This is a genomic window from Clavibacter capsici (assembly GCF_001280205.1).
Lineage (GTDB): Bacteria > Actinomycetota > Actinomycetes > Actinomycetales > Microbacteriaceae > Clavibacter > Clavibacter capsici.
This window is the reverse complement of record NZ_CP012573.1, coordinates 205,371-229,253: the sequence shown is the minus strand read 5'-3', so window position 1 is coordinate 229,253 and position 23,883 is coordinate 205,371. Positions and strand designations below refer to the sequence as shown.

The 23,883-nt window shown below is 74.0% G+C and carries 24 protein-coding genes; 10 read left to right on the top strand and 14 right to left on the bottom strand.

Features of this window, described 5'->3' with window-relative positions:
* Positions 1-120: 120 nt before the first annotated feature.
* Complete coding sequence (locus AES38_RS01135; RefSeq protein ID WP_053773426.1) at positions 121-579, bottom strand: Lrp/AsnC family transcriptional regulator; 459 nt, start codon at positions 577-579, stop codon at positions 121-123.
* Positions 580-673: 94 nt separating this feature from the next.
* Between AES38_RS01135 and AES38_RS01130 the strand changes: the two genes are divergently transcribed.
* Positions 674-1,093, top strand: coding sequence for a rhodanese-like domain-containing protein (locus AES38_RS01130; protein ID WP_053773425.1), 420 nt, complete (start codon positions 674-676; stop codon positions 1,091-1,093).
* Positions 1,094-1,102: 9 nt separating this feature from the next.
* Here the strand turns inward: AES38_RS01130 and AES38_RS01125 are convergent, their stop codons facing one another.
* Complete coding sequence (locus tag AES38_RS01125; protein WP_053773424.1) at positions 1,103-1,996, bottom strand: serine hydrolase domain-containing protein; 894 nt, start codon at positions 1,994-1,996, stop codon at positions 1,103-1,105.
* Positions 1,997-2,092: 96 nt separating this feature from the next.
* On the opposite strand from AES38_RS01125, the gene AES38_RS01120 reads away from it, so the two are divergent.
* A complete protein-coding gene (locus tag AES38_RS01120; protein ID WP_053773423.1) occupies positions 2,093-2,362 on the top strand; it encodes a hypothetical protein in 270 nt (89 codons plus the stop codon).
* Positions 2,363-2,364: 2 nt separating this feature from the next.
* Here the strand turns inward: AES38_RS01120 and AES38_RS01115 are convergent, their stop codons facing one another.
* The gene (locus AES38_RS01115) at positions 2,365-2,763 is read right to left on the bottom strand and encodes a polyketide cyclase (RefSeq protein WP_053773422.1); all 399 of its coding nucleotides are present in this window, start codon (positions 2,761-2,763) and stop codon (positions 2,365-2,367) included.
* 66 nt (positions 2,764-2,829) lie between these two features.
* Positions 2,830-3,510, bottom strand: coding sequence for an SDR family NAD(P)-dependent oxidoreductase (locus AES38_RS01110; protein WP_053773421.1), 681 nt, complete (start codon positions 3,508-3,510; stop codon positions 2,830-2,832).
* A 101-nt stretch (positions 3,511-3,611) separates the two neighbouring features.
* On the opposite strand from AES38_RS01110, the gene AES38_RS01105 reads away from it, so the two are divergent.
* Positions 3,612-4,469, top strand: a complete 858-nt coding sequence (locus AES38_RS01105; protein WP_053773420.1) for a helix-turn-helix transcriptional regulator — start codon at positions 3,612-3,614, stop codon at positions 4,467-4,469.
* Positions 4,470-4,493: 24 nt separating this feature from the next.
* Here the strand turns inward: AES38_RS01105 and AES38_RS01100 are convergent, their stop codons facing one another.
* Positions 4,494-5,231, bottom strand: a complete 738-nt coding sequence (locus tag AES38_RS01100) for a TetR/AcrR family transcriptional regulator (RefSeq protein ID WP_053773419.1) — start codon at positions 5,229-5,231, stop codon at positions 4,494-4,496.
* Positions 5,232-5,317: 86 nt separating this feature from the next.
* On the opposite strand from AES38_RS01100, the gene AES38_RS01095 reads away from it, so the two are divergent.
* On the top strand, positions 5,318-6,166 hold the full coding sequence (locus AES38_RS01095; protein WP_053773418.1) for an SDR family oxidoreductase: 849 nt from the start codon (positions 5,318-5,320) through the stop codon (positions 6,164-6,166).
* Between the two features lie 80 nt (positions 6,167-6,246).
* Here AES38_RS01095 and AES38_RS01090 read toward each other — a convergent pair whose 3' ends face one another.
* From AES38_RS01090 to AES38_RS01075, 4 genes are read right to left on the bottom strand one after another with little or no spacing between them, the layout of a single operon-like run.
* On the bottom strand, positions 6,247-8,598 hold the full coding sequence (locus AES38_RS01090) for a beta-xylosidase/alpha-l-arabinosidase (protein WP_081001813.1): 2,352 nt from the start codon (positions 8,596-8,598) through the stop codon (positions 6,247-6,249).
* Positions 8,595-9,500, bottom strand: a complete 906-nt coding sequence (locus AES38_RS01085) for a carbohydrate ABC transporter permease (RefSeq protein WP_053773417.1) — start codon at positions 9,498-9,500, stop codon at positions 8,595-8,597. Before AES38_RS01085 ends, AES38_RS01090 begins: the two co-directional genes overlap by 4 nt.
* Positions 9,497-10,525: a carbohydrate ABC transporter permease gene (locus AES38_RS01080; RefSeq protein ID WP_053773416.1), complete on the bottom strand. Its 1,029-nt coding sequence runs from the start codon at positions 10,523-10,525 to the stop codon at positions 9,497-9,499. The genes AES38_RS01085 and AES38_RS01080 overlap by 4 nt, the downstream gene beginning before the upstream one ends.
* A gap of 10 nt (positions 10,526-10,535) precedes the next feature.
* Positions 10,536-11,825, bottom strand: coding sequence for an extracellular solute-binding protein (locus AES38_RS01075; protein WP_053773415.1), 1,290 nt, complete (start codon positions 11,823-11,825; stop codon positions 10,536-10,538).
* A gap of 221 nt (positions 11,826-12,046) precedes the next feature.
* On the opposite strand from AES38_RS01075, the gene AES38_RS01070 reads away from it, so the two are divergent.
* Complete coding sequence (locus AES38_RS01070; protein ID WP_053773414.1) at positions 12,047-13,057, top strand: LacI family DNA-binding transcriptional regulator; 1,011 nt, start codon at positions 12,047-12,049, stop codon at positions 13,055-13,057.
* Between the two features lie 490 nt (positions 13,058-13,547).
* Here AES38_RS01070 and AES38_RS01065 read toward each other — a convergent pair whose 3' ends face one another.
* The 3 genes from AES38_RS01065 to AES38_RS01055 form a co-directional block, all read right to left on the bottom strand.
* Entirely contained in the window at positions 13,548-14,927 is a 1,380-nt protein-coding gene (locus AES38_RS01065; RefSeq protein ID WP_053773413.1) for an MFS transporter, read from the bottom strand.
* Positions 14,928-15,015: 88 nt separating this feature from the next.
* Positions 15,016-15,873, bottom strand: a complete 858-nt coding sequence (locus AES38_RS01060; protein ID WP_053773412.1) for an anti-sigma factor family protein — start codon at positions 15,871-15,873, stop codon at positions 15,016-15,018.
* Positions 15,870-16,376, bottom strand: coding sequence for a sigma-70 family RNA polymerase sigma factor (locus tag AES38_RS01055; protein WP_053773411.1), 507 nt, complete (start codon positions 16,374-16,376; stop codon positions 15,870-15,872). The genes AES38_RS01060 and AES38_RS01055 overlap by 4 nt, the downstream gene beginning before the upstream one ends.
* Positions 16,377-16,566: 190 nt before the next feature.
* Here AES38_RS01055 and AES38_RS01050 point away from each other — a divergent pair, with 190 nt between their 5' ends.
* From AES38_RS01050 to AES38_RS01040, 3 genes are all read left to right on the top strand, one after another.
* Positions 16,567-17,259: a YceI family protein gene (locus AES38_RS01050; protein WP_053773410.1), complete on the top strand. Its 693-nt coding sequence runs from the start codon at positions 16,567-16,569 to the stop codon at positions 17,257-17,259.
* 272 nt (positions 17,260-17,531) lie between these two features.
* The gene (locus AES38_RS01045) at positions 17,532-18,443 is read left to right on the top strand and encodes an alpha/beta hydrolase (RefSeq protein WP_053773409.1); all 912 of its coding nucleotides are present in this window, start codon (positions 17,532-17,534) and stop codon (positions 18,441-18,443) included.
* A 157-nt stretch (positions 18,444-18,600) separates the two neighbouring features.
* Positions 18,601-19,077: a hypothetical protein gene (locus tag AES38_RS01040; RefSeq protein ID WP_053773408.1), complete on the top strand. Its 477-nt coding sequence runs from the start codon at positions 18,601-18,603 to the stop codon at positions 19,075-19,077.
* A 34-nt stretch (positions 19,078-19,111) separates the two neighbouring features.
* Here the strand turns inward: AES38_RS01040 and AES38_RS01035 are convergent, their stop codons facing one another.
* Positions 19,112-19,726 (bottom strand): TetR/AcrR family transcriptional regulator, encoded by a 615-nt coding sequence (locus AES38_RS01035; RefSeq protein WP_053773407.1) that lies wholly within the window; start codon positions 19,724-19,726, stop codon positions 19,112-19,114.
* A gap of 33 nt (positions 19,727-19,759) precedes the next feature.
* Here AES38_RS01035 and AES38_RS01030 point away from each other — a divergent pair, with 33 nt between their 5' ends.
* Positions 19,760-20,782, top strand: a complete 1,023-nt coding sequence (locus AES38_RS01030) for a DMT family transporter (RefSeq protein ID WP_244629198.1) — start codon at positions 19,760-19,762, stop codon at positions 20,780-20,782.
* Here AES38_RS01030 and AES38_RS01025 read toward each other — a convergent pair.
* Positions 20,670-21,272, bottom strand: coding sequence for a P-loop NTPase family protein (locus AES38_RS01025; protein ID WP_053773406.1), 603 nt, complete (start codon positions 21,270-21,272; stop codon positions 20,670-20,672). The two genes, AES38_RS01030 and AES38_RS01025, sit on opposite strands and share 113 nt — an antisense overlap.
* Positions 21,273-21,294: 22 nt before the next feature.
* Between AES38_RS01025 and AES38_RS16135 the strand changes: the two genes are divergently transcribed.
* Complete coding sequence (locus AES38_RS16135) at positions 21,295-23,850, top strand: glycosyl hydrolase family 95 catalytic domain-containing protein (protein WP_306453496.1); 2,556 nt, start codon at positions 21,295-21,297, stop codon at positions 23,848-23,850.
* The last annotated feature ends 33 nt before the right edge of the window (positions 23,851-23,883 follow it).

Sequence of the window (23,883 nt, the reverse complement as noted above, 5' to 3'; positions counted from 1 at the left end):
GGACGGTGTTGGTAATGTTACCAAGTCCCATCGGGCTCCACCCGACGTGCCCCTCCGGCGCAGGAGCACGAGAGCGCGACGGGACGGGGACGGGGGACGCCCGGCCGCCCGGGGCGTGGATCACGCCGGCCCGACGTGCCGCCCCGGGACCGGGCTCGAGTACACGACGTGGGTCGTGATCCCGCCGAGGGCGGCGAGGCGGCCCGTGATGCGTTCGAGGTCGCGCATGGAGCGGGCGTGGACCTTGATGATGAAGCAGTCGGCGCCCGTCACGTGGTGCGCCTCGACGATCTCCGGCAGCTCGGCGACCAGCGCGTGGAACGGCCGGTAGTCGCCCGACGGGTAGGCCAGCCGGACGAAGGCGGTGACCGCCCAGCCGAGCGCCTCGGGATCCACCGTGATGGAGTACCCCGTGATGATGCCGCCCTCCGTGAGCCGGCGCACCCGCTCGGCGGTCGCGCTGGCCGAGAGCGAGACGGCCCGGCCCAGCTGCGCGACGCTCATCCGGCCGTCGCCCTGCAGCTCGGCGATGATCGCGTGGTCGGTGGCGTCGAGGGTCAGCGGCGGATTCGTCGGCATGCGGCCGAACCTACCGGGCGATCCGCGGCGCGACGGCCCCGATGCCGCGCGACGGCCCTTCCTCGCCGTCGGGCGTGACCGCTTCGATGGAGGCATGCAGACGAGCCTCTCCGCGACCGACTTCCTCGCCGCCAAGCTGACCTACGAGACCGACCCCGCCGACCTCGCCGCCGACCGGGCGAGCGGCGCCGCGCCGCTCGTGGTCGACGTGCGCTCGGACGCGTCGTGGGCGCAGGGGCGGATCCCCGGAGCCGTCCACATCCCCGGCCAGGAGCTGGCCTTGCGCGCCGCCGACGAGCTGCCCGACCGCGATGCCCGCATCGTCGTCTACTGCTGGGGACCCGGCTGCAACGGCAGCACGCGCGCCGCCCTCACCCTCGCGACGCTCGGCTACACGCGCGTGCAGGAGCTGATCGGCGGGTACGAGTACTGGGCGCGCGAGGGCTTCGCGGTGGTGAGCGACGCGGGGCGGACGCGCCGGGAGCCGGATCCGCTGGCGGCGCCGGTCGGCTGACGCGGGAGCTCAGCCGACGACGGACGCCGCGTCCGCCACGGCCTCGACCGCCAGCTCCGCGAGCCGGTGGTCGCGCTCCTCCTCGTGGGCCGTGATGGTGACGACCGCGTCGCGGGATCCGTCGACCAGCACGTACTGGCCGTAGCGGCCGTCGATGCGCCAGGCGTCGCCCGGGCTGTCCCAGGTCGCGAGGCCGTAGCGGGCGAAGGGGGACTGCGGGTCGGCGCCGGTCTCGACCCAGGATCCGTGCATCCGGTCGACCCATTCCGCGCTCACGAGCTGCCGGCCCTCCCACGCGCCGCGGTCGCGCAGCAGCCGGCCGATGCGCGCGAGCTCGCCGGTGCGCAGCTCCAGGCCGCTGCCGCCCACGACGAAGCCGAGCGGGCAGCGGTGCCACTGCGGGTTGCCGATGCCGAGCGGGGTGAAGAGGCGCGGGAGGAGCCAGTCGCGGACGTCGCCGACCGCGGCGGCGAGCATCCGCATGGCGACGTAGGGGCTCGCGTCGCTGTACTGGAAGACGCGGCCGCGGCTCGGCCGGCCGAGCATGGCCTGGGCGAGGTCGGGGCCGGGGACGGGCTCGTCGCCGAACCAGGCGAGGTCGATGCCGCTGGTCATGGTGAGGAGGTGCTCGACGGTGACCTCGTCCACGCCCGCGCCGAGGTCGAGCTCGGGCAGCAGCTCGGGCACACGGGTGTCGAGGACGAGGATCCCCGCATCGACCGCCATGCCGACGGCGAGCGCGCACACGCCCTTCGACACCGAGTAGAGGTTCTCGCGGTCGTCGCTGCGCCAGCGGTGCGCCACCTCGTCGTCGCCGATCCGCACGACCGCCCCGTACGCGCCCAGCCGCTCGCGGTCGATGCCCTCGACGAGGCGGGCGAGGGCGTCGGCGGCGGTGCTCATGGATCCAGTGTGGCGCGGCGGCAGGCGGGGGCGCAGGTCTTCCCCGGTCGAGGGAACCGTGCGAGGGTGGCGGCTCGGCACACGGCTGGGGACGGCATGAGGCTCGCGACGCGGATCACGATCGGGGTGCTGGCGGTCGAGCTCGTCGCCCTCGGGGTGCTGCTGCTCCTCGCGGATCGGTGGCAGGACATGCGCTGGCCCGCGCTCGGAATGGACCGCTGGGTCGTCGGCCTCGGTTTCGCGCTGCCGCCGCTCGTCGTGCTGACGGCCGTGGCGCTCGGGGTGCTGGCGGGGATGCGGATCGCCGTCGCGGAGGTCGGCGCGTGGCGCGGGCGTCGCCGTGAAGAGAGCGCCGAGAGCACCTGACCTCAGCCGCGCGCGACCAGCGCCGCGAGCCGGTCGAGGTCATCCGCGACGAGGGCCGCGTCCTCCGCGAGCGCGACGTCGGTCGTGCCCGGCCGGCGGAACAGGGTGAAGACGACCTCGCTGCCGTCGTCGTTCGGGAGGACGCGCAGCGGGTTGCGGACCACGGTGCCGTCGGGGAGCGTCACGTCGTGGTCGAGGATCCCGAGCTCGCGCGGGCCCGTGAACGCGATCTCGATCGCGCCCATGGGCGAGTCCGACAACCAGCGCCCGCCCTCCAGCCGGATCCCGCTGCTCACACCCGCCGCCCACTCCGGCAGCCTGGCCGGATCCCCCGCGACGGCGACGACCGAGGCCACGTCGGCGTCGACGGAACGGGTGATGTGGAGCGCGGGCCAGGTCACGATCCGACGCTACCGGGGAGCGGCACGACCGCGGGAGGCGGATCCGTCGCCAGCCCCCCCCCGGCGTCAGTACTCGATCCGCCCGTGCCGGCTGTGGAACTCGCCCGTCGGCCCGTCGGGCCCCACGAGCGCCATCGCGACGGTCGCGTCGGTGCCCTCGGTCACCGTCTGGTGGCCGGTGTTCCCGTTGAAGTCGGTGGCCGTGTAGCCGGGGTCGGTGGCGTTGACGCGGAAGCCCGGCAGGTTCTTGGCGTACTGCACGGTCGCGGTGATCACGGCGGCCTTCGACGTCGCGTAGGGGATCGTCATGACGTGGCTCTCGTCGGTGCCGTCGCCCCGGAGGGCGCGCGGCCAGCCGACGCCCGAGGCGACGTTGACGATCACGGGAGCGGCGGAGGCGCGCAGCAGCGGCAGGGCCGCCTGCGTCACCCGGACGATCCCGACGACGTTGGTCTGCAGCACGGCCGCCATCGCCTCGGGGGTGAGGTCGTCGACGCCCTGCGAGGTGCCGAGCACGCCGGCGTTGTTGACGAGCACGTCCAGCTCGGGCAGCGACGCCAGGGCGCGGTCGACGCTCGCCTGGTCGTCGACGTCGAGCTGCACGGGGCGGGCGCCGAGGGCGCGGGCGGCGTCGCCGTCGGCGGTGTCGCGCATGCCGGCGTAGACGGTGTGGCCGGCCTCGATGAGGCGGCGGGCGGTCTCGAGTCCGAGGCTGCGGTTGGATCCGGTGATCAGTGTGGTGGTCATGGGTCGAGCCTGCGCCCCGCTCGCCGCGTCGCCCAGGCACCGGTCGACGGGAGGACCGGCGGTACCAGGCTGATCCGCCCACCAGCGCGGAGGATGGGGACATGACCGAATTCGCGAGCGTGCTCCGCTCCTGGCGCGAGCGCGTGCAGCCGGCCGACGTCGGCCTGCCCGCGGGACCCCACCGGCGCACCGCGGGCCTCCGCCGCGAGGAGCTCGCCGCGCTCGCGGGCGTGAGCGTCGACTACGTCGTGCGGCTCGAGCAGGGCCGGTCGGTGAACCCGTCGCCGCAGATGCTCGGCGCGCTCGCCCGGGCGCTCCGCCTCACCGAGGACGAGCGCGACCACCTCCACCGGGTCGCGGGCGTCGCCCCGCCCGGCCGCGACGAGGTGCCGCGGCACATCACGCCGGGGGTCCACCGGATCGTCGACCGGCTGGGCGACGTGCCCATCGCGGTGTTCACGGCGACGCACGACATGCTGCTCTGGAACCCGCTCTGGGCGGCGCTCAACGGGGATCCGTCGACGCGCACCGGCTGGGACCGGAACCTCGTCTGGACCTACTTCACCCAGGGCCACGCGGGCACCGACTTCGACGCCGTGCACGAGGAGGAGTTCGCGCGCGACCTCGCGGCCGACCTCCGCACGGCCGTCGGCCGCTACCCGGCGGATCGCGCGCTCGCCCGGCTCGTCGCCCGGCTGCGCGCCGAGGTGCCCGACTTCGAGCGCCGCTGGAGCGAGGCGCGCGTCGCCGAGCACCGGTCGAGCCGGAAGACCGTGACGCATACGCCGGTCGGCCCCATCACCATCGACTGCGACACCCTCTCGGTGCCGGGCAGCGACCTCCGCATCGTCGTCTACACGGCGGAGCGGGGCAGCACGGATGAGGCGCGGCTCGACCTGCTGCGCGTCACGGGGCTGCAGGCGCTGACGACGGCGCCCGTGGAGGTGGCGGGGGCCTGACGGGTCCGGCCGGGCGGGTCCGGGTCAGCGCGCTGCGGCGATCCGGTCGAGCCACTCCGCGAGGAGCGATCGCTCGCCCACGGTGAGGCTCTCCGCGTCGGCCACGTGGGCGCGGAGGGCGACGGCGCGCTCGACGAGGCCGGGCTCGCGACGGGTGCGGCCGCGTGCCGGGGGCGTGAGGATCCGCTCCTGCACCGCCTCCCAGATGGCGTCGAGCAGCGCGTGGTCGCGCTCCGCGGCCGGGCGGCGGATGGTCGTCAGGAGCGCGCCCGTGGCGGCCGCGTGGATCAGCTCGACCGCGAGCGGCTCGGCGACGCGCAGGCGCCCGGCGAGCGCGACGCGGTGCACGCGCTCCTCGAGCAGCGCGACACCCGCGCGCGCGGCGGGCGAACCCGGGCCGCGGGCGGGGTCGCTCATCAGCGCGTACAGCTCGGGGTTGTCGAGGGCGAACGCGATCGTGGCGTCCCATCCCGCGCGGAGGTCGTCGACCGCGTCCACCGCGCCCTCGGCGGCGGCGCGGATCACGACGGACTTGCGCGCGGCGAAGCGGGTCATCTCGGTCTCGGCGACGGCGTCGAGGAGGCCCTCCTTGTCGCCGAAGAGCCGGTAGATCGTCGGCGCCTGGACGCTCGCGGCCTCGGCGACCGCGCGCGTGGTGACGGCGGCGCGTCCCTCGGAGCGCAGCAGGTCGGCGGCGACGTCGACGATGCGGTCACGGGTCCCGGCGCGCGGGTCGGCCGGGGCGGGGGTCTCGGCGGTCATGGAACGACGATAACGCACGGGTGTTAGCGGACTGCTTCCCGTGCTACGGTTATCCTGTTATCACCGCTACCACGAGAGGCAGATCCATGATCACCATCACCGGAGCCACCGGCGCGCTGAACGGCGCCACCGCCGAGCACCTGCTCGAGCGGATCCCCGCCACCGAGCTCGTGGTCGTCGCCCGCGATCCCGAGAGGGCGCGGTCCTTCGCCGACCGGGGCGTCGAGGTCCGCCGCGGCGACTACGCCGATCCCGCCTCGCTGCCCGCCGCCTTCGCGGGCGCCGACCAGCTCCTGCTCGTCTCCTCCAGCGACCCGCACGCCGACGCCGTGGCTCTCCACCGCACGGCCGTCGAGGCGGCGGTCGAGGCGGGCGTCGGCCGGATCCTCTACACGAGCCACCAGGGCGCCGCCGAGGACTCGCCGTTCGGCCCCGGGCGGGACCACGTCGCGACCGAGCGCATCCTCGCGGGCTCCGGCGTCCCGTGGACCGCGCTCCGCAACGGCTTCTACCTGCACAGCGTCGACCTGCTGCTCGGGGCGTGGCGCGAGACCGGCGTGATCCGCGTGCCCGCCGACGGCCCGGTCTCCTGGACGTCGCGCGCCGACGCCGCCGAGGGCGCCGCGCGGATCCTGCTCGCCGACGCGCCGCTCGACGGCCCGGTCACCCTCACCGCGAGCGCCGCGCCGACCATGGCCGAGGTCGCCGAGCAGGCGTCCGAGGTCGCCGGCCGCGAGGTGCGCCTCGAGCTCGTGGACCCCGAGGACTGGATCGCCGGGCTCGTCCAGGCGGGCACGCCCGAGACCGTCGCGCGCTTCCTGATCACCCTGCCGCTCGCGGCGGCCGGCGGCTTCTTCGCGGGCACGGATCCGCTGCTCGCCGAGCTCCTCGGTCGCGAGCCGGAGAGCGTGCGCGACCACCTCGCGCGCGCCTGACCCGCGGCTGCCGCGCACGACGGAGCCCCGGCCGCCGCGTCTCGAGGACGCGGCGCCGGGGCTCCGTCGTGCGGCCGGGATCAGCTCGGCTCGAGCACCCGCGCCGCGACCGGCTCCACCGACGTGGCGACGTACCGCTCGTCCTGGACGGTCACGTGGTGCGCGGATCCGGTGATCCGGATCGCCGCTTCCGTCTCCTTCACCGCGCTCGACGGCCCGACCCACAGCTCGACCGCGCCCGGCTCGACGATGCGGCGGTACCGCAGGTCGGTGAGGGCGAGGCGGGTGGTGGGCACCCGGAACGTGACGCGCGCGGACTCGCCGGCGGCCAGGTCCAGCCGCAGGTAGCCGAGCAGCTGCGCGACGGGGCGCGTGACGCTGCCCTGCACGTCGCGCGCGTACAGCTGCACGACGTCGGTGCCGTCGCGGTCGCCCGTGTTGCGGACCACGACGGTCGCCGTGAACGCCTCCCCCGCCTGGACCTCGGCCGACTCCACGGACAGGTCGCTCCGCGCGAACGTCGTGTACGACAGGCCGTGCCCGAACGGGAGGACGGGCGTGGGATCCGCGCTCGTCACCTCCGACGGGCCCCCGAGGATCGGGTGCAGGTACGAGAACGGCTGCGCGCCCGCGGACCGCGGGAGCGACACGGGCAGGCGGCCCGACGGCGACACCCGGCCGGAGAGCACGCCCGCGATCGCGGATCCGCCCTCCTCGCCCGGGAAGAACGCCTGGAGCACGGCGGCCGGAGCGGACGCACCCTCCAGAGCCCACGCCACCGCGTACGGCCGGCCGGTGAGCAGCACCACGACCACGGGGGTCCCGGTGGCGCGCACGGCCTCGACCAGCTCGCGCTGGACGCCGGGCAGCTCGAGGCTCTCGACGTCGTTGCCCTCGCCGACCGTGCCGCGGCCGAACAGGCCCGCCCGGTCGCCGACGACCACGACCGCGAGGTCGGATCCACGCGCGGCCTCGACCGCCGCATCGAAGCCGGAGCGGTCGTCGCCCTCGACGTCGGCGCCGTGCGCGAGCACGACCTCGGCGTCGGGCAGCTCCGTGCGGAGCGCCTCGGCGACCGTCGGGATCGCGAACCCGAGCGGCGTGCCCGGGTGGTGCGCGAGCACGTGGTTCGCGAACGAGTAGCAGCCCATGAGCGCCTCGGCGCTGTCGGCGTTGGGGCCGATCAGCGCGATCCGCTTGGGAGCCGTGCGGTCGCCGCCCGCGAGCGGCAGCGTGCCGTCGTTCGCGAGCAGCACGACGGACTCCTCCGCGAGCCGGCGCGCGACGTCCCGGTGGGCCGGGGTGTCGAGGTCGATCTCGGTGGGCGGATCCTCGAAGGTCGCGTCGAGCAGCCCCAGCTCCTCCTTCTCGTCGAGCACGCGGAGCACCGCGCGGTCGACGAGCGACTCGTCGGCGAGCCCGGCGCGGATCCGCTCGGCCAGCGGCGCGAGGTACGCGTCGCCGGTGGGCAGCTCCACGTCGATGCCGGCGGCGAGCGCGAGCTCGGCCGCCTCGCCGCGGTCGCCCGCGACGGCGTGCATCACCTGGAGGAACGCGACCGAGAAGTAGTCGGAGACCACGACGCCGTCGAAGCCCCAGCGCCCGCGGAGCACGTCGGTGAGGTACTCGGGCGTCGCGCCGACGGGCGCGCCGTCGATCTCCGCGTACGAGTTCATGACCGAGCGCACGCCGCCGTCCAGCACCGCCATCTCGAAGGGCGGCAGCAGCACGTCCTCCACGAAGCGCGGGCCCACGTGCGCGGGCGCGTGGTTGCGGCCGGACTGCGAGACCGAGTAGCCCACGAAGTGCTTGAGCGTGGCGTGGATCCCGGCCGACTGCAGGCCCTTCACGTACGCCGTGCCGATGGTGCCGACCACGTACGGGTCCTCGGCGATGCACTCGTCGACGCGGCCCCAGCGGGCGTCGCGGATCACGTCGAGCACGGGCGCGAGGCCCTGGTGCACGCCGAGCTCCTTCATCGACCCGCCGATGAGGCCCGCCATCTCCTCCACGAGACCCGGGTCGAAGGACGCGCCCCACGCGAGCGGCGTGGGGAAGGTCGCGGCCTGCCACGCGGCGAGACCGGTGAGGCACTCCTCGTGCACGAGCGCCGGGATCCCGAGCCGCGTCTCCGTCCGCAGCCGCCTCTGCTCGGCCCACAGCCACGACGCGCGCTCGACGGGATCCACCGGGCGCGTGCCGTACACGCGCGTCAGGTGCCCGAGGCCGTGCTCGGTCGCCTCCTCGTAGCGGCCGGTCGTGGCCATCTCGCCCTGCATGGGCGCGACGACCTCGCCGCCCTGGTCGACCCAGTAGCCGACGATCTGCGCGAGCTTCTCCTCGAGGGTCATGCGCGCGTGCAGCGCGCGGACCCGCTCCGAGACCTCGGGCAGCTCCACGGCGCCGGGCGCCTGCGCCTCGCGGCCGGTCACCCCTTCACCGCGCCGGTGAGGCCGCCGACGATGCGGCGCTCGAAGATGGAGAAGAAGACGAGCGCGGGGATCATCGACAGCGACGTGAACGCGAGCACCTTGGCCGTGTCCACCGAGTACTGCGACGAGAACGACTGCACGCCGAGCGGCAGCGTGTAGATCGACGCGTCGCTCAGGAGGAACAGCGGCAGCAGGTAGGAGTTCCAGCTGCCGATGAACGCGAGGATGCCGACCGTGATGACACCCGGCATCGACAGCCGCACGACCATGCGGAAGAAGAACCCGAGGCGGCTGCACCCGTCGATGAACGCGGCCTCCTGGATCTCGTCCGGGATGGCCCGCAGGAACGGCACCAGGATGATGATCGTCGTCGGGAGCGCGAACGCGATCTGCGGGAGGATGATCCCCGGCAGCGAGTTCGTGAGCCCGAGCGAGCGGATCACGATGTACAGCGGCGTGATGGCCACCGTGATGGGGAACATGAGCCCCGACGCGAACAGCGCGTAGAGCGCTCCCCGGCCGAAGAACGTGTACCGGGCCAGCACGTAGCTCGCCATGAGGCCGAGCACGACCGCGCCGACCGTGGTGCCGACGGCCGCGATGAGCGAGTTGCCCACCTGACGCCAGAACATCGAGCCGGTGAGCACGTCGAGGTAGTTCTGGATCTGGAACGGCGACGGGAAGCCCGCCGGGTCGGTCGTGATCTGCGCGTTCGTGCGGAACCCGCCGAGGATGATGTACGCCACCGGCGTCAGCATCAGGGCGATCAGCACGACCGCGACGAGGTAGGGGATGGGGTTGTTCCCCTGGCCGGGCACCTTCGCCCGCTTGGGCTTCGGCGCCTTCGCCGAGTAGGTGGGATCCAGGTCCGCGTTGCGCGGAGCTGCGGTGGCGACGGTCACTTCTTCGCCTTCCTTCCTGCACCCGTGAGGGCGCCGGCGGTGTCGCGGTTGAGCACGAACCGCTGGTAGACGAGCGCGACGACCAGGGAGATGAGGAACAGCACCACGGCGACGGCGTTGCCGTACCCGTAGTTGCCGGATCCGCGTCCGTTCGCCACGAGGTACGTGGCCATGGTCGAGGTGCCCGCGGTGGCCGAGATGTACTGGCCCCAGATGATGTAGACGAGGTCGAACAGCTGCAGCGAGCCGATGATCGACAGGAACGCCCAGATGCGCAGCGTCGGCGCGAGCAGCGGCAGCGTGATGCGCCGCTGGATCTGCCAGTAGGAGGCGCCGTCGATGGCGGCCGCCTCGCTGAGCTCCTCGGGGATGCCCTGGAGGCCGGCGAGGAAGAGGATCACCGCGAAGCCGATGTACTTCCACGTGATGATCGTCATGAGCGACCAGATGGCGATGTCGGGGTTCGCGAGCCAGTCCTGTTGGAGGTCGGCGAGCCCGATGTTCGCGAGGAAGCCGTTCAGCGCGCCGGAGCCCTGGAGCATGAGGCTCCAGCCGGTGCCGACGACGACCTCGGAGATCACGTACGGCACGAAGATCAGCACGCGGATGATCGACTGGCCGCGCAGCTTCCGGTTGAGCAGGAGCGCCACGAGGATCGCGACCGGGCCCTGGAGCACGAGCGACAGGACCACGATGACGGCGTTGTGCATCAGCGCCTCGTGGAACGTGGGGTCCTGGAGGATCGTGATGTAGTTCCGGAAGCCCACGAAGATCGTGGGCGGGCCGAAGCCCTGCCAGCTGAAGAAGCCGTAGTAGGCCGCCATCACCACGGGGTAGATGACGAAGCCCAGGAAGAAGAGGAGGGCGGGCCCCACGAGGATCAGGACCTCGAGGCGACCGGTCCAGCCGAGGCCGCGGCGTCGCGCACGCACCGCCGAGGGCGGCGTCGTCACGACGCCGCCCTCGGGGTGTGCAGGATCAGCCGCGGGACGCTGCTCGTCGAGCGAGCTCTCGCGGATGGCCATGTCGGTGCGCCTACGCCTTCTTGGCCGCGTCGCCGACGGTCTGGATGAGCTTCTCCGGGCTGCCGTCGCCCGCCATGAGGTCGACCACGCCGACGTTCATCGCGTTGCCGACGTTCAGGCCGTAGACGGTGTCGAGCCACTGGGAGACGTAGGGCGCGTCGTTGTACGCCTTGATGATCTCCTGCAGGTACGGCTCGGTGACCGCGGACTGCGCCTCGGTGTTCACGGGCGGGGCGTTGAAGGCCGCGTAGTACTCCTTCTGCACGTCGGCGGTGCCGATGTAGTTGAGGAAGTCGACGCACTCCTTCGGGGCCTGCGCGGAGCAGGAGTACCCGTCGATGCCGCCCATGATCGAGCCGGCCTCGCCCTTGCCGCCGGTGATCTCCGGGAAGGGGAACCAGGACAGGTCGGCCAGCGGCTTCTGGTCGGGGGTCAGGCCCGCGATGACTCCCGGGTCCCAGGCGCCCATAAGCTCCATGGCGGCCTGCTTGTTGGCGATGAGGCCCGCGGAGGAGCCGGCGCCCTGCTGGGCCGCGGTGGTGAGGAAGCCCTCGTTGAAGGGGTTCGTGCCGACGAGGTCCTCGACGTCCTGGCCCGCCTTGATCCAGCAGTCGTCGCTGAAGTCCTTGTCCTTGGCGGCCTGCTCGAGCGTGTCGGAGCTGCACTCGCGGAGCGCGAAGTTGAAGTACCAGTGCGCGGCCGGCCAGGCGTCCTTCCCGCCGAGCGCGATGGGGGCGACGCCGGTGGCCTTGAGCTTCTCGACGGCCGCGTCGAGCTCGTCCATGGTCTTCGGTGTCTCCGTGATGCCGGCCGCCGTGAAGAGGTCCTGGCTGTAGAAGATGCCGCTGGGGAGCACGGCGACGGGCATGGCGTAGGCCTTGCCGTCGATGGAGTTCGCGTCGAACGCGCCCTTCGAGATGCCGCTCTTGGCGTCGCCGGAGATGCCGTCGGTGATGTCCATGACCTGTCCCGCCGCGACCGTGGCGGCGAGCTTGCCGCCACCGCGCTGCAGGAAGATGTCCGGCGCGTCGCCCGAGTTGAGCGCCGTCTGGAGCTTGCCGTCGAGGTCCTCGTTCTGGATCGACGTGGGCGTGACCGTGACGCCGGGGTGGGCGGCGTTGAAGTCCGCGGTCGTCTTGTCCCAGAACGCCTTGCCGGGGCCGGTGGTGGAGTTGTGCCACAGCGTCATCTCGACGGGGCCGCCGTCGTCGTTGCTGCCCGAGCCGCCGCTGCAGCCGGTGAGGGCGAGGGCCCCCACGAGCAGGGCCGCGGATCCCGTGAGGATCTTCCGTGCCTTCATGTCGTTCTACCTGTCTCTCCATTGAGCGCACCCTGGTGGGTGTCGGGGGTGGACGTGCGCGAACCGCGCCTGGTGCTGTGGGGTGCGGATCCGCCGGTCCCGCTGTCGCGTCGTCGCGTCGTCGCTCCGTCGTGACGGGGGCCGGTCGGGCCAGTCTCGGTCGCGCTCCGCGCTTCGTCAAACGTTTTCGAAATCCTTTTCCCCGGGCGTAGGGTCACCCCATGTCCCGCCGCCCCACCATCCACGACGTCGCCTCCGCCGCCGGCGTCTCGGTGTCGACCGTGTCCAAGGCGGTGAACGGGCGCTACGGGATCTCGGCCGAGACCTCGAGCCGCGTGATGGAGGTCGTCGAGCGCCTCGGCTACGAGTCCAGCCTCGTCGCGAGCAGCATGCGCTCCCACCGCACCGGCGTGGTCGGCGTGCTCGTGGCGGGCTTCGAGCCGTTCAGCGCCGAGATCCTGAAGGGCGTGGGCTCGGCCCTCCGGAAGTCGCCCTACGACCTCCTCGCCTACAGCGGCTCCCGGCAGGTGGACAACACGGGCTGGGAGCGCCGGTCGCTCAGCCGGCTGAGCGGCACCCTCATCGACGGCGCGATCATGGTCACGCCCACGGTCGTGACGGCGCAGACCGAGATCCCCGTCGTCTCCATCGACCCGCACACCGGGCCCGCCGACCTGCCGAGCGTCGAGTCCGACAGCCTCGGCGGCGCCCTCCAGGCGACCCGGCACCTCCTCGAGCTCGGGCACCGGCGGATCGGGTTCCTCGCCGGACGCCCGGACCTCCGCTCCGCGAGCCTCCGCGAGGCCGGCTACCGACGGGCGCTGCAGGACGCGGGCATCCCCTTCGATCCGGCGCTCGTGCGCTCGGGGTTCTTCCTCACGGCGCTGGCCCGGGAGCCCGCGCGCGCCCTCCTGTCGATGCCGGGCCGGCCGACGGCGATCTTCGCGGCCAACGACCTCTCCGGCATCGCGATCCTGCAGGTGGCGGCCGAGCTCGGGATCCGCGTGCCCGAGGACCTCTCCGTCATCGGCTTCGACGACATCCCCGAGGCGTCGCAGATGACGCCGCCGCTCACGACCATCCGCCAGCCGATGCAGCGCCTCGGCACGACCGCGGTGGACCTCCTCATGTCGCTGATGGACGGGCAGGAGCCGGAGGCCATGCGCGTGCAGCTGCCGACCCGCCTCGTGCGCCGCGCGACGACGGCGCCTCCGCCGGCCCGGACGCGCTGACCTGCTGCCAGGCTGGCCGGATGGACCACGACGACCGGGACGACCGGGTCACCGCCTTCTGGGCGACCGCCGACGCCTAGCGTGCGGACGAGACCGTCACCAGGATGCGGGCGCTCGTCGCCGAACTGCCCGACGGGGATCCGCGCGCCCCTGCCTGACCGGTGGCCGCCCGCGTGCCGCGGGCATCGCTCGGCCGAGGTCGTCACCTCACGGCCCGAGGAGCATCAGAGCCGTCTCTGCCACCAGCGCCTTCGTGGCTCCACCTCGTCGTACGGCGGCAGGGGTGTCGCATGCCCGTCGAAGGCATCCGGCCGATCCCCGGTGCCGTCTTCGGCGGCCCGACCGCTCTCCATTCGCTGACGCCGCGCCTGCGCTTCTGCGAGAGCGACCGCCAGACGCCCACCGAATCCCATCACCTTCCGACTCCCCACTTCCGAGGCCGCGCGCAGCAGCACGGACAGCACGGGACCACCGTGCCACGTGAGGCCGATCAGATGGGTGGGGCGTCACGGACCGGGTCGTCGGACCCGAGGGCTGGCGCCGCCGCATCGGAGCGGCCGTCCCCGTCCGCCGCGTCCGCCTCCGCCTTCTTCTCCCGGGCGATGCGGATCGCCGCGCGGCCCGACGGCAGGGAGATGGCCACGGTGATCACGACGACCGTGATGATCCCGGCTGCGACCAGCAGCTCCTGCACGCTGAAGACGTCGGCGAGCGGGCCGAACGCGACCGCGCCGATCGGGGTAGCGAGCGCCATCACGATGCCGACGTAGCTGAAGACGCGGCCGTGCATCTCGGGCGCGACGGTCTCCTGCACGAGCGTCATGAACGGCGCCGAGAACAGCGGCACGAAGAGCCCGATCGCGAACATGAAGCCGTAGAAGACCCACAGGTTGGGGCTCAGGCCGAGGCCCGCGGTGAAGACCGCGAAGCCGAAGCAGCTCACGAGGATCAGGGTCATGCGGTCGGACTTCGCGAACAGCGTCGACACGAGCGCGCCGCCGCCGAGCATGCCGACGCTGAACGCGACCTCGAGCACCGTCACCATCCAGACCTCGGTGCCGTAGGTGCGCGCCACGAGCAGCGGCGTGATGAACGACGGCGCCACCGTGAGCAGGAAGATGATCGCGAAGACCACGAGCAGCCAGCGCACCACCGGGTTCCCGCCGATGTAGCGGATCCCCTCGACCAGGTCCTCGCGGTAGCTCGACGTCTTGTCGGCGATGGAGGCGAGCGTCGGCACCGCGACCGAGAGCAGGAACGCGATGCCGATGGCGGCCGTGATCGCGTCCACGAAGAACAGCGGCACCAGGCCGTAGGCGGCGAAGATCGCGCCCGCGGCGGCCGGGGCGAGGAGCGCCATCGCGGACTGGATGGTGCCGAAGATCCCGTTGATCCGCAGCAGCTGCTCCGGCGGCACGATCTGCGGGATCATCGCCTGCACCGCGGGCGTCTGGAACCCGGCGCCGACGGAGCGCACGGCGACGGCGAGCAGGATGATCCAGAGGTCGGTGACGCCGTTCATCATGAGCAGCGCGAGCGCCAGGGTGACGATCGCGATCGTGCTGTCGGAGACGATGACGAGCACGCGGCGGTTCATGCGGTCGGCGAGGGTGCCGCCGAAGATCGACACGATGCCCTGCGGGAGGAACGCGCAGACCGCGTAGAGCGCGATCGCGAAGCCGGATCGGGTCTCGAAGGTGACGTACCACATGACCGCGTACTGGACGAGCATCGAGCCGAACAGCGAGACGGTCTGACCGGTGAGGAAGAGCGTCGCGTTGCGCTTCCAGCGGGCGGCGACGACGGCCCGGTCGGCGGCGCTCATGGCGGGCACGTCGGGCACGTCGGACGGGGGTGCCGGGTCGCTCATCGGGTCCTCGCCTGCTCGCGTTTCCTCGGGTGTGGGACGCCAGGTTACGGCGCGGCCCGGGCGGCGCGCCAGGGGGGACGCGGGACGGTCAGAGGTCCCGGCTCGCCAGCACCAGGTCGGAGCCGGAGGGCGTGATCTGCACGGAGCGGATCCGCTCGATCGGGAGGCTGGAGGTGGCCGCGAGCAGCCGCGACTCCCTCTGTCCCGCGCCCCACGTGGCGACGACCGTGCGGCTGCCGTCGTCGTCGATCGCGACGAGGTCGTAGGCACCCTGGCCCACGCCGCCGCCCGCGTAGGCGCAGCTCCAGTCGAAGCGCGTCCCGTACGGCTTGGCCGTGACGGCGAGCTGCGCGGTGACGCCGTCGTCGAGCTCGGAGCGCATGCTCACGGCGTCGACGGGCAGGCCCTCGGACAGGTCCCCGGAGGGCGAGGAGGCGGCCGGGGTCGGATCCGCGACGGGCGCGCTCACGCCGGCACGGAGGGCGGAGCCGAGGCCCGCGCCGCCCACGAGGAGCACGACGGCGGCCGCCGCGAGCAGCCACCCGCCCGTGCGGCGGGTGAGGCGACCCGGCCGTGTCGCGGCTCCCGGGAGCCGGCGACCGCCGCGGATCCCGCGCCCGCGGGGCACGCGGTGCGCGGCGCCGGACTCGGTCGACGGCAGGGGGACGACGCGCGCGGGTCCGGCCGCGGTGGAGCCGGCGGCAGCGGCGGGCGCGGCCGATCCGGCGGCGTCGGCGGCGGGATCCGGCTCGTCGAGCAGCGCGAGCGCGTCCTCGACGGGCAGCATCCGGAGCACGCCGGGCAGCCCGGCCAGGTCGGCGAGGGAGCGCGTGCAGGCGTCGCAGCCCGGGAGGTGGGCCTCGAACTGCGCGCGGTCGGTGGCGCTGAGGCTGCCGAGCACGTACGCGGCATCCCACTCGTGGATGTCGTCGGCGCGGTCGTTCATCGGGTGACTCCTCGTTCCTGCAGGGCGAGACGGAGCGCCTTGAGCGCGTAGTGGAGGCGGGACTTGATGGTGCCGGGCGGGACGCCCTCGCGTTCCGCGGTCTCCGCCACCGACCGGCCCAGGTGGTAGCAGCTGACGACCGCGCGGCGGTGCTCGGCGGACAGCGACGCGAGCGCCTCGGCCACGAGCAGGCGGTCGATGATGGCGTCGGAGGCGTCCGCCACGGGATCCTCCGGCAGCGCGTCCGTCGGGGTCTCGCGGCCGCGCCAGGCGCTGCGGCGGTCGTCGATGACGAGGTTCCGCACGACGGTGAAGAGCCAGCGCCGGGCCGACTCGTCGTCCTCCGCGAGGATCGCCGGCGAGCGCCAGGCCCGCAGCAGCGCCTCCTGCACGACGTCCTCGGCGAGCGCCGGATCTCCCGTCAGCCGCAGCGCGTAGCGCTGGAGCGCAGGTGCGTGCGCATCGTGCAGCGCCCTCATGCGGGCCGTGCTCTCCGTGGTCATCCGTGCCTCCTCCCTCCACGACGAGATGGACGGCAGGAAGGTTCACCGTTCCGGGGAATCATCTCAGGCGATCCCGAACCTGGCAGACCCCTGAGCGCGTGAACGTTCTCCGGGGCTGGTCCGTCGTCCTCCATGTCGGCGCATCAACCCGCGGCGGACGAAGACGCACCACCCGGATCAGGAGACCCCCATGCAGAAGAAGACCAAGATCATCCTCGGCACGAGCGCGGCCGTCGTCGTCGTGCTCGGTGTCAGCGCCGCCGCGTTCGGCCCGGCGTTCTACCGCGACGTGGTCGTCGGCGCCCCCGCCGCCGCCCCGTCGGTCTCGGCCGCCCCCGCCGACTCCACCCTCGACACGAGCAACCTGTCGGGCGACTGGACGATCGGCGCCGGCAGCACGGCCGGCTACCGCGTCGCCGAGGTGCTCAACGGCACCGACGTGACCGTCGTCGGCAAGACCGAGGACGTGTCCGGCACCATCACGGTCGACGGATCCACGCTGAAGGACGCGACCGTCAAGGTCGACGTCGGCTCCATCGCGACCGACCAGGCGCCGCGCGACGACTACTTCCGCGGCACCGCCATGGAGGTCGCGAAGTACCCCGACGCGACCTTCACGCTCACGCAGCCCGTCGACGCGGCCGTGCCCGCGAGCGGCCAGGTCGCGACCGTCCAGGCGACCGGCGAGCTCACCATGCACGGCGTGACGCAGACCGTCACGGTACCCCTGCAGGCCGCGCTGACCGCCGACGGCGTGCAGGTCAGCGGATCCATCCCCGTCACCTTCTCCGACTACGGCGTCGAGGCCCCGAGCCTCGGCTTCGTGAGCGTCCAGGACAAGGGCACGGTGGAGTTCCTGGTGAAGGCCACGCCCGCGAAGTAGTCGCGGACCGGCCCACGGGGCCGCCCCAGACGAGGGGAGGAGGAGCGCGTTCGGGACGCTCCTCCTCCCCTCTTCCCATGCCCGGGCGGGTGCGTCCCGGGCACGCGGCCAAGCACCTCCGCGGATCCCGCGCTCCGTCTATCCACGGGCGGCGGCGCCTGGGGACGGCCGGGCCGTTCTCCAGGATCGCCGCGTCTAGGGTCATCGCGGTCCGGCGCGGGTCTTCCCGCCGAGACGCCATTCACTGCCCACGACAGAGAGATGACACGACCATGTCCGTCACCCGCTCCGCGTTCCGCACCCGCCCCGCGGCCGTCGCCGCGCTCGCGACGCTCGCCCTCCTCGGCGTCCCGACCGCCGCCCAGGCCGCCACCCCCGCCCACACGGCCACGGTGGACAGCGCATCCGCCCACCACCACCACGCGACCTACCCGCTCAGCCAGTACACGATCCCCGCCACGGACGGCAGCGGCTTCGGCGCCGCCACCCTCTACGCCCCGCAGGACACGGGCAAGAAGACCCTCGGCGCGATCGTCGTCGCCCCGGGTCTCAAGGGCGACCAGTCCGACATGCGCTGGCTCGCCGAGGACCTCGCCGGCGAGGGCTTCATCGTGCTGGACATGGACACCCTGGGCGGCTACGACCTCCCGAACCAGCGCTCCTACGAGATGCTCGCCGCGGCCAAGTACCTCGCCACCGCCAGCCCGGTCAAGGACCAGGTCGATCCCGCGGACATCGGCGTGGTCGGCTACTCGCTCGGCGGCGGCGGCGCCCTGGACGCCGCCGTGGAGCAGCACGGCCTCAAGGCCGCCGTCGCGCTCATGCCGTACGACTTCCCGGCGGGCACGACCGACCCGTACCACCCGACCCAGTCACCCACGTACCCCGGCATCACCACCCCGACGCTGGTCATCACCGGCCAGGCCGACCAGACCGCCCCGGCGTCGTTCATGGGCAAGCCCGCCTACGAGTCCATCCCCGCCTCCACCCCGAAGCAGTACCTGGAGCTCCGCGGCGCGGACCACCTCGCATTCCGGAACAAGGAGAACGGCACCGTCCTCGGCGCCGTGACGAGCTTCCTCAAGACCTACCTCGACGGCAACAGCGCCTACAAGAAGTACGTCTGCCCGGCCCAGCCGGTCTCGGCCGCCATCAGCGACTCCGCCAGCTCCTGCCCCCGGTAGGACCGATCCACGGCCTCCGGGCCCCATGAGAGCGGCGTGCGACCCCAGGTCGCACGCCGCTCTCGGCGTCTCGGGGCCTCCGCGTCTCGGGGCGTGGGCCAGCGGGATGCCACCCGCGGCAGCCCCCGTCCTGGTGGGAGGCCGGTACCGTGACGGCATGCAGCTGACGCCCGAGCTCGCCGACCAGCTCGCGCGCGTGCCGCGGACGCACGAGGGGCTGCTCGCGCCGTGCCGCGTCACGCTCCGGTCGGGGCACGTCCGCGACCGCGTCCTCGTGGGCGAGCGCGCCGCCGTCGCCCGCGCGGGCTTCCGCGTGACGGGCGCCTTCGAGGTCGAGGACGTCGCCCGCATCGAGGACAGTCCCGTGCGGCTGTCCGCGGAGCTGGCCGAGCGGATCCACGCGGCGGGCGAGTCGGGCATGGGGTACCTGCGGTTCCTCGTGCGGATGCGCGACGGATCCACCCTGCCGTTCGTCACGGGCGGCACCGCCGACTTCCCCGCCTGGCCGCCGGGAGCCTGCCCCGCCGACGCGGTCGACGTGGTCCCGCACGGCGGCCGCGAGGTCTTCCTCCACCGCCAGCCGACGCCGCACGAGAGCGGGGCGCCCGCGCAGTGGCTGCTGCACGACGCCTAGCGGCGCCCCGGATGCGGGCGACGGCGCCCCGGCGTCACGACGGGAGCGACGCCCCGAGGAGCGCGCGGGCCGCGTCGCGGACGGCCACCATGGGGCGCGCGAACGTGCCCATGCCGAGCGTGACGAGGCCGCCCTCGTGGAGGAGCATCAGCGTGCGGGACGTGCCGGCGGGATCCGCCACCCCGGCCTCGCGGCACAGGTCGCGCAGCAGCTCGAGCATCCACGCCTTCTGCCGCATGACCTCGGGGAGCACGTCGTGCCCGTCGTCCTCGTCGCCCAGCTCTCCTGCGCCGAGCTCCGCGCGCGCGTTGATGGCGCTGCAGCCCTTGGGCGTGTTCGCGTCCGCCCACGTGATGGCCGCGTCGAACACCGCCAGCACCCGGTCGATCCCCGGCTCGGGCGTGCGCGCGAGCCGCGCCGCGAGGTGCTCCCGCCAGCGCGCGTCGCGATGCTGCAGGTACGCGACCACCAGCTGCTCCTTCGAGCCGAAGCGGTCGTAGATCGTCTTCTTGGTGACGCCCGCGGCGGCGGCGATGGCGTCGACGCCGACCACGTGGATCCCCCGCGCGTAGAAGAGCCCGGACGCCGCGTCGAGCACGCGGCGGGCGCCGGGGGTCAGGGGAGCGAGGTCGGGGACGGCGGTCTTCACACCATGACTATACAGATCTGTATAGTCCGCCCCATGACCAGTAGACAGATCGGTATACCTCGGCGGATCGTGACGGTCGCGGCCGCCGCCGGCTTCGTGCTCGCGTGGAGCTCCGGCTTCCTCATCGCCGCCGTCGGGACGGTCGAGGTGCCCGCGACGACGCTCCTGCTCTGGCGGTTCGCGCCGCTCGCCGTGGTGCTGGTGGCGCTCGTCGCGGCGACGGGCGCGGCCCGCGGGATCGCCCCGCGGACGCTCGGGCGGCAGGCCCTCATCGGCGCGTGCGCGCAGCTCGGCTACTGCGCGTCCGTGTACGCGGCGATCGGCGCGGGGATCGCGACCGGGACCACCGCGCTCATCGACGCGGTGCAGCCGCTCGTGGTCGCGACGCTCGTCGGGCCGCTGCTCGGGCTCCGCGTGCGCGGCGCGCAGTGGGGCGGGCTCGCGCTCGGCGCGGTCGGCGTGGTGCTCGTGGTGCGGCCGCAGGCGGGGGCGGCGGACGCGGATCCGGTCGCGTACCTCCTGCCCGCCGCCGCGATGGCGTGCCTCGTGGCTGGCACGTTCCTCGAACGCCGGTCGTCGGGTCGCCCGCCCGTGCTCGTGACGCTGACCGTGCACGTCGTCGTCACCGCGGCCGCGCTGCTGGTGGCCGCGATCGCGACGGGCACGCTCGCGCCGCCCGCGGATCCGGCGTTCTGGATCACCACCGTCCTCGCCGCGCTCGTGCCGACCCTCGGCGCCTACGGCCTCTACTGGTGGCTGCTCGAGCGGGTGGGGATCACGGCGCTCAACGCCCTGCTGTTCCTCGTCGCGCCGACCACCGCGGCGGCGGGCGCGCTGCTGCTCGGCGAGCGGATCACGATGGTGACGCTCGCGGGGTTCGCGCTGTGCGGCGCGGGCGTGGCGGTGGTGCTGGCGACGGAGGGGCGGCGTGGCGGGTCGACCGCTACCCGGAGGCGGTCGACGGCGACGGCGGCGACACCGTCGGCCGACCCGCGCACGGCAGCCCGCGCAGCCACAGGTCGACCTCGCGGGTCGACCGCAGCCGCACGATCCTGAGGTGCGGGTGCTCGACGGCCGCGAGCACCACGCGCGTGCGCACCTTCGCCCGCCCCCGCCAGCCCCACCGGACGATGTGGTCCGGATCGGTGAGGACGGTGCGCATCGGCGGCTCGACGTTGTCGTGCCAGAGCGGCTCGCGGCGCCAGCGGCGGATGACGGTGCGGCGGATGAGGCGCCCCATCTGCACCTGCACCGGGAGGTCGAGCCACACCAGCGTGTCGGCGCGCGACGGCAGCAGCTGCCCGAGCTGGGTCGTGTACTGCCACTCGGTGACCCAGGCGTCGCGCGACGAGAAGGCCTCGACGTCGTCGCGGAAGGTGGGCAGCTCCGTCCAGCCGGGCCCGTGGAAGAGGGAGTCGATCTCGGTGTGCGGGAGGCCCGTGCGTTCCTGGACGCGCCGGGCCAGCGTGGTCTTGCCTGCCCCCGACGGCGCGCCGATGAGGATGCGCCGGGCGGGCGGATCCAGGCGGTGGAGGGGTCCGAGCATCCGGCGATCCTAGGGGGAACGCCTGCCACCGCGTCGGGATCCGTCCCCGCCTTCCCGCCGCCGACGGCCGCCGGTAGTTTGGTGCCGCCCGCAACGAATCGATGCCGACCGGAAGGGGCCGATCATCCGATCGCTCTCGCGCGACGAAGCGCACCACCTGGACTCCCCCGCCCCCGTCTTCACGACCGCGACCGCGGCGCCCACCTGGGAGGAGGGCGTCGTCGTCGGCAGCGGCCGGATCGGCGCGGTGGCGCACGGCCCGGCCGACGCGATCACGGTCTCGCTCGCGCACGAGCGCTGGTTCCCGCCCGTGAACCCGCGGCCGGCCGCGCCCGACCTGCGACCTCGCCTCGCGGAGATCCGCCGGGCCCTGCTCGCGGGCGACGCGGACACGGCGAGCGCCGAGCTCATGGCGGGCGCGCGGGACAGCGGCTACGGCGACGGCCTGGTCTGGACCGACCCGCTCGGCATCTGCGCGACCCTCGTGATCCGCACCCCCGACGGCGTGACGCGCATGCGACGGACCATGGACCCGGCCGGCGGCGAGTCGGCGGTCGAGTGGACCGATGCCGCGGGCGGCCGGCACGCGCTGCGGCTTCTCGCGCCGCGGGACGGCGAGGCCTGCTGGCTCGCGCTCGAGTCGGACCGCGCCGTGGAGGTCGCGCTCGAGCTGGGCCTCGGCGCGGGCGACGCGACCTCGTTCGACACGGGCGTACCCGACGCGTCCGCCGCCGTGCGCGCGTCGGTCGCGGGCGGCGAGCGGGGCATCCTCACGGCCGAGGCCGGCGCGGGCGACGACGCGGTGCGGTCCGTCACGGCGGTCGACGCGGGCGGCGCCGTCGACGCGGGCGACGCGGGCGACGCGGGCGGCGCGTGGGAGGCCGACGGCGGATCCGCGCGCACGACCGTCCGCGTCGGGCCGGACGCGCCGCGGCTGATCCGGCTCGCCGTCGCGACCGGCCCGGCCGCCTCCGCGCCCGCACCGGACCCGACACCCGCACCCGTGCCGACGTGGGCCGACCTGCGCGCGGCGCAGCGCGCGACCTACGGCCGGCTCGTCGCCGCCTCCGCGCTCGACCTCGACGGCGCGGCCGACGCCGACGCCACGACCGAGGACCTCTGGGCGGCCGCCCGCGCCGGCGATCCCGCCGCCCGCCGCCGCGTCGTGGAGGTCGCCTACCTCGCAGGCCGCGCGAACGTCATCGCCTCCACCGGCGAGCTGCCGCCCACGCTCCAGGGCGTGTGGCAGGGCACCTGGCGCCCGGCGTGGTCGGCCGACTACACGCTCAACGGCAACGTGCAGGACGGCGCGATGGCGGGCATGATCGCCACCGGCACGCCCGAGCTCGCCCGGAGCGTCCTCGCGCTCGTGCTCCCCCACCTCGACGACTTCCGCGACAACGCGCGCCGGGTGTTCGGCGCCGAGGGGATGCTGCTGCCCGCGCGCATGTCGACCCACGGCCGCGCCGACCACCTCTCGGCCGACTACCCGCACCCGTTCTGGATCGGCTGCGGCGGGTGGATCCTCCGCATCGCCGCCGACGCCGTGTCGGCCACCGGCGACCGCGGCATCGTCGACGACCGGCTGTGGGACCTCGCCGAGGGCGTGCTGCGGTTCGCCGAGACGGCGACCGTGCTGGTCGACGGCGTCCGCCGCCTCGTGCCCTCCTACTCGCCCGAGAACACCCCGCGGGGCGAGCGGGTGCCCGCGGCCACCGACGCGACCATGGACGTCGCGATCCTCCGCGACGCCGCCCGCGCCACCGCCCTCCTCGGCCGGGCACGCGGCGACTCCTCGCTCGACGCGCGCTGGGCCGCGGTCGTCGGCGACCTGCCGCCCTATCGCGTGGCCGACGACGGCACGCTCGCCGAGTGGCTGGATCCGCGCTGGCCGGAGCAGGTCGCGCACCGCCACGCGTCCCAGCTCCACCCGGTCGGCACGGGCACCGACCCGGCGTTCCTCGGCGACGGCGCGGAGGCAGTCCGCCTGCGGGACGCGGCCGCGCGCACCGTCGCGGCGAAGGTCGCGTGGCGCGCGGAGGACCCGACCGCGCCGCCCGGGCGCATGGAGATGGCCTTCGGCCTGGTGCAGGTGGGCCGGGCGGCCGCCGCGCTGGGCGACGCGGAGGCCGCGCTCACGTGCGCGGAGTGGCTCGCGGTCGACCACTGGAGCCCCGCGCTCACGACCCGGCACGACGCCGGCCGGATCTTCAACCTGGACGCGAGCGGCGGACTGCCCGGCCTCGTCGCGGCGATGCTGCTCGGATCCGACGAGGGGACGCTGAAGATCCTGCCCGCGCTGCCCGCGGCCTGGGCCCGCGGCTCCGTCACCGGGCTCCGGGCCCGCGGCGGCCTCGTGGTCGACCGGTTCGCGTGGGATCCCGAGGGGGCCGAGCTCGTCGTGCGGCGCGTGCCGGGCGCCGGCTGGCTGGCGCCGGCAGGCGGCACGGCGCTGCGGCTGCCGCGGGCGGCGTCCGTGCGCGTCGACGGGCGGGCGCACGACGCCGACGTCCGCGTCGAGATCGGCGACGAGCCCGTGCGCGTCGAGGTGGACCGGGCTCCGCAGCGCGTACTGTGAGATCGATCTCTCAGCCCGGGACACCTGATCCCG

Excerpts from the sequence above, each read along its gene's own strand:
- AES38_RS01135 (WP_053773426.1), bottom strand. The coding sequence starts at position 579 with ATGCCGACGAATCCGCCGCTGACCCTCGACGCCACCGACCACGCGATC.
- AES38_RS01130 (WP_053773425.1), top strand. The coding sequence starts at position 674 with ATGCAGACGAGCCTCTCCGCGACCGACTTCCTCGCCGCCAAGCTGACC.
- AES38_RS01125 (WP_053773424.1), bottom strand. The coding sequence starts at position 1,996 with ATGAGCACCGCCGCCGACGCCCTCGCCCGCCTCGTCGAGGGCATCGAC.
- AES38_RS01120 (WP_053773423.1), top strand. The coding sequence starts at position 2,093 with ATGAGGCTCGCGACGCGGATCACGATCGGGGTGCTGGCGGTCGAGCTC.
- AES38_RS01110 (WP_053773421.1), bottom strand. The coding sequence starts at position 3,510 with ATGACCACCACACTGATCACCGGATCCAACCGCAGCCTCGGACTCGAG.
- AES38_RS01105 (WP_053773420.1), top strand. The coding sequence starts at position 3,612 with ATGACCGAATTCGCGAGCGTGCTCCGCTCCTGGCGCGAGCGCGTGCAG.
- AES38_RS01100 (WP_053773419.1), bottom strand. The coding sequence starts at position 5,231 with ATGACCGCCGAGACCCCCGCCCCGGCCGACCCGCGCGCCGGGACCCGT.
- AES38_RS01095 (WP_053773418.1), top strand. The coding sequence starts at position 5,318 with ATGATCACCATCACCGGAGCCACCGGCGCGCTGAACGGCGCCACCGCC.
- AES38_RS01080 (WP_053773416.1), bottom strand. The coding sequence starts at position 10,525 with ATGGCCATCCGCGAGAGCTCGCTCGACGAGCAGCGTCCCGCGGCTGAT.
- AES38_RS01075 (WP_053773415.1), bottom strand. The coding sequence starts at position 11,825 with ATGAAGGCACGGAAGATCCTCACGGGATCCGCGGCCCTGCTCGTGGGG.
- AES38_RS01070 (WP_053773414.1), top strand. The coding sequence starts at position 12,047 with ATGTCCCGCCGCCCCACCATCCACGACGTCGCCTCCGCCGCCGGCGTC.
- AES38_RS01065 (WP_053773413.1), bottom strand. The coding sequence starts at position 14,927 with ATGAGCGACCCGGCACCCCCGTCCGACGTGCCCGACGTGCCCGCCATG.
- AES38_RS01060 (WP_053773412.1), bottom strand. The coding sequence starts at position 15,873 with ATGAACGACCGCGCCGACGACATCCACGAGTGGGATGCCGCGTACGTG.
- AES38_RS01055 (WP_053773411.1), bottom strand. The coding sequence starts at position 16,376 with ATGACCACGGAGAGCACGGCCCGCATGAGGGCGCTGCACGATGCGCAC.
- AES38_RS01050 (WP_053773410.1), top strand. The coding sequence starts at position 16,567 with ATGCAGAAGAAGACCAAGATCATCCTCGGCACGAGCGCGGCCGTCGTC.
- AES38_RS01045 (WP_053773409.1), top strand. The coding sequence starts at position 17,532 with ATGTCCGTCACCCGCTCCGCGTTCCGCACCCGCCCCGCGGCCGTCGCC.
- AES38_RS01040 (WP_053773408.1), top strand. The coding sequence starts at position 18,601 with ATGCAGCTGACGCCCGAGCTCGCCGACCAGCTCGCGCGCGTGCCGCGG.
- AES38_RS01030 (WP_244629198.1), top strand. The coding sequence starts at position 19,760 with ATGACCAGTAGACAGATCGGTATACCTCGGCGGATCGTGACGGTCGCG.
- AES38_RS01025 (WP_053773406.1), bottom strand. The coding sequence starts at position 21,272 with ATGCTCGGACCCCTCCACCGCCTGGATCCGCCCGCCCGGCGCATCCTC.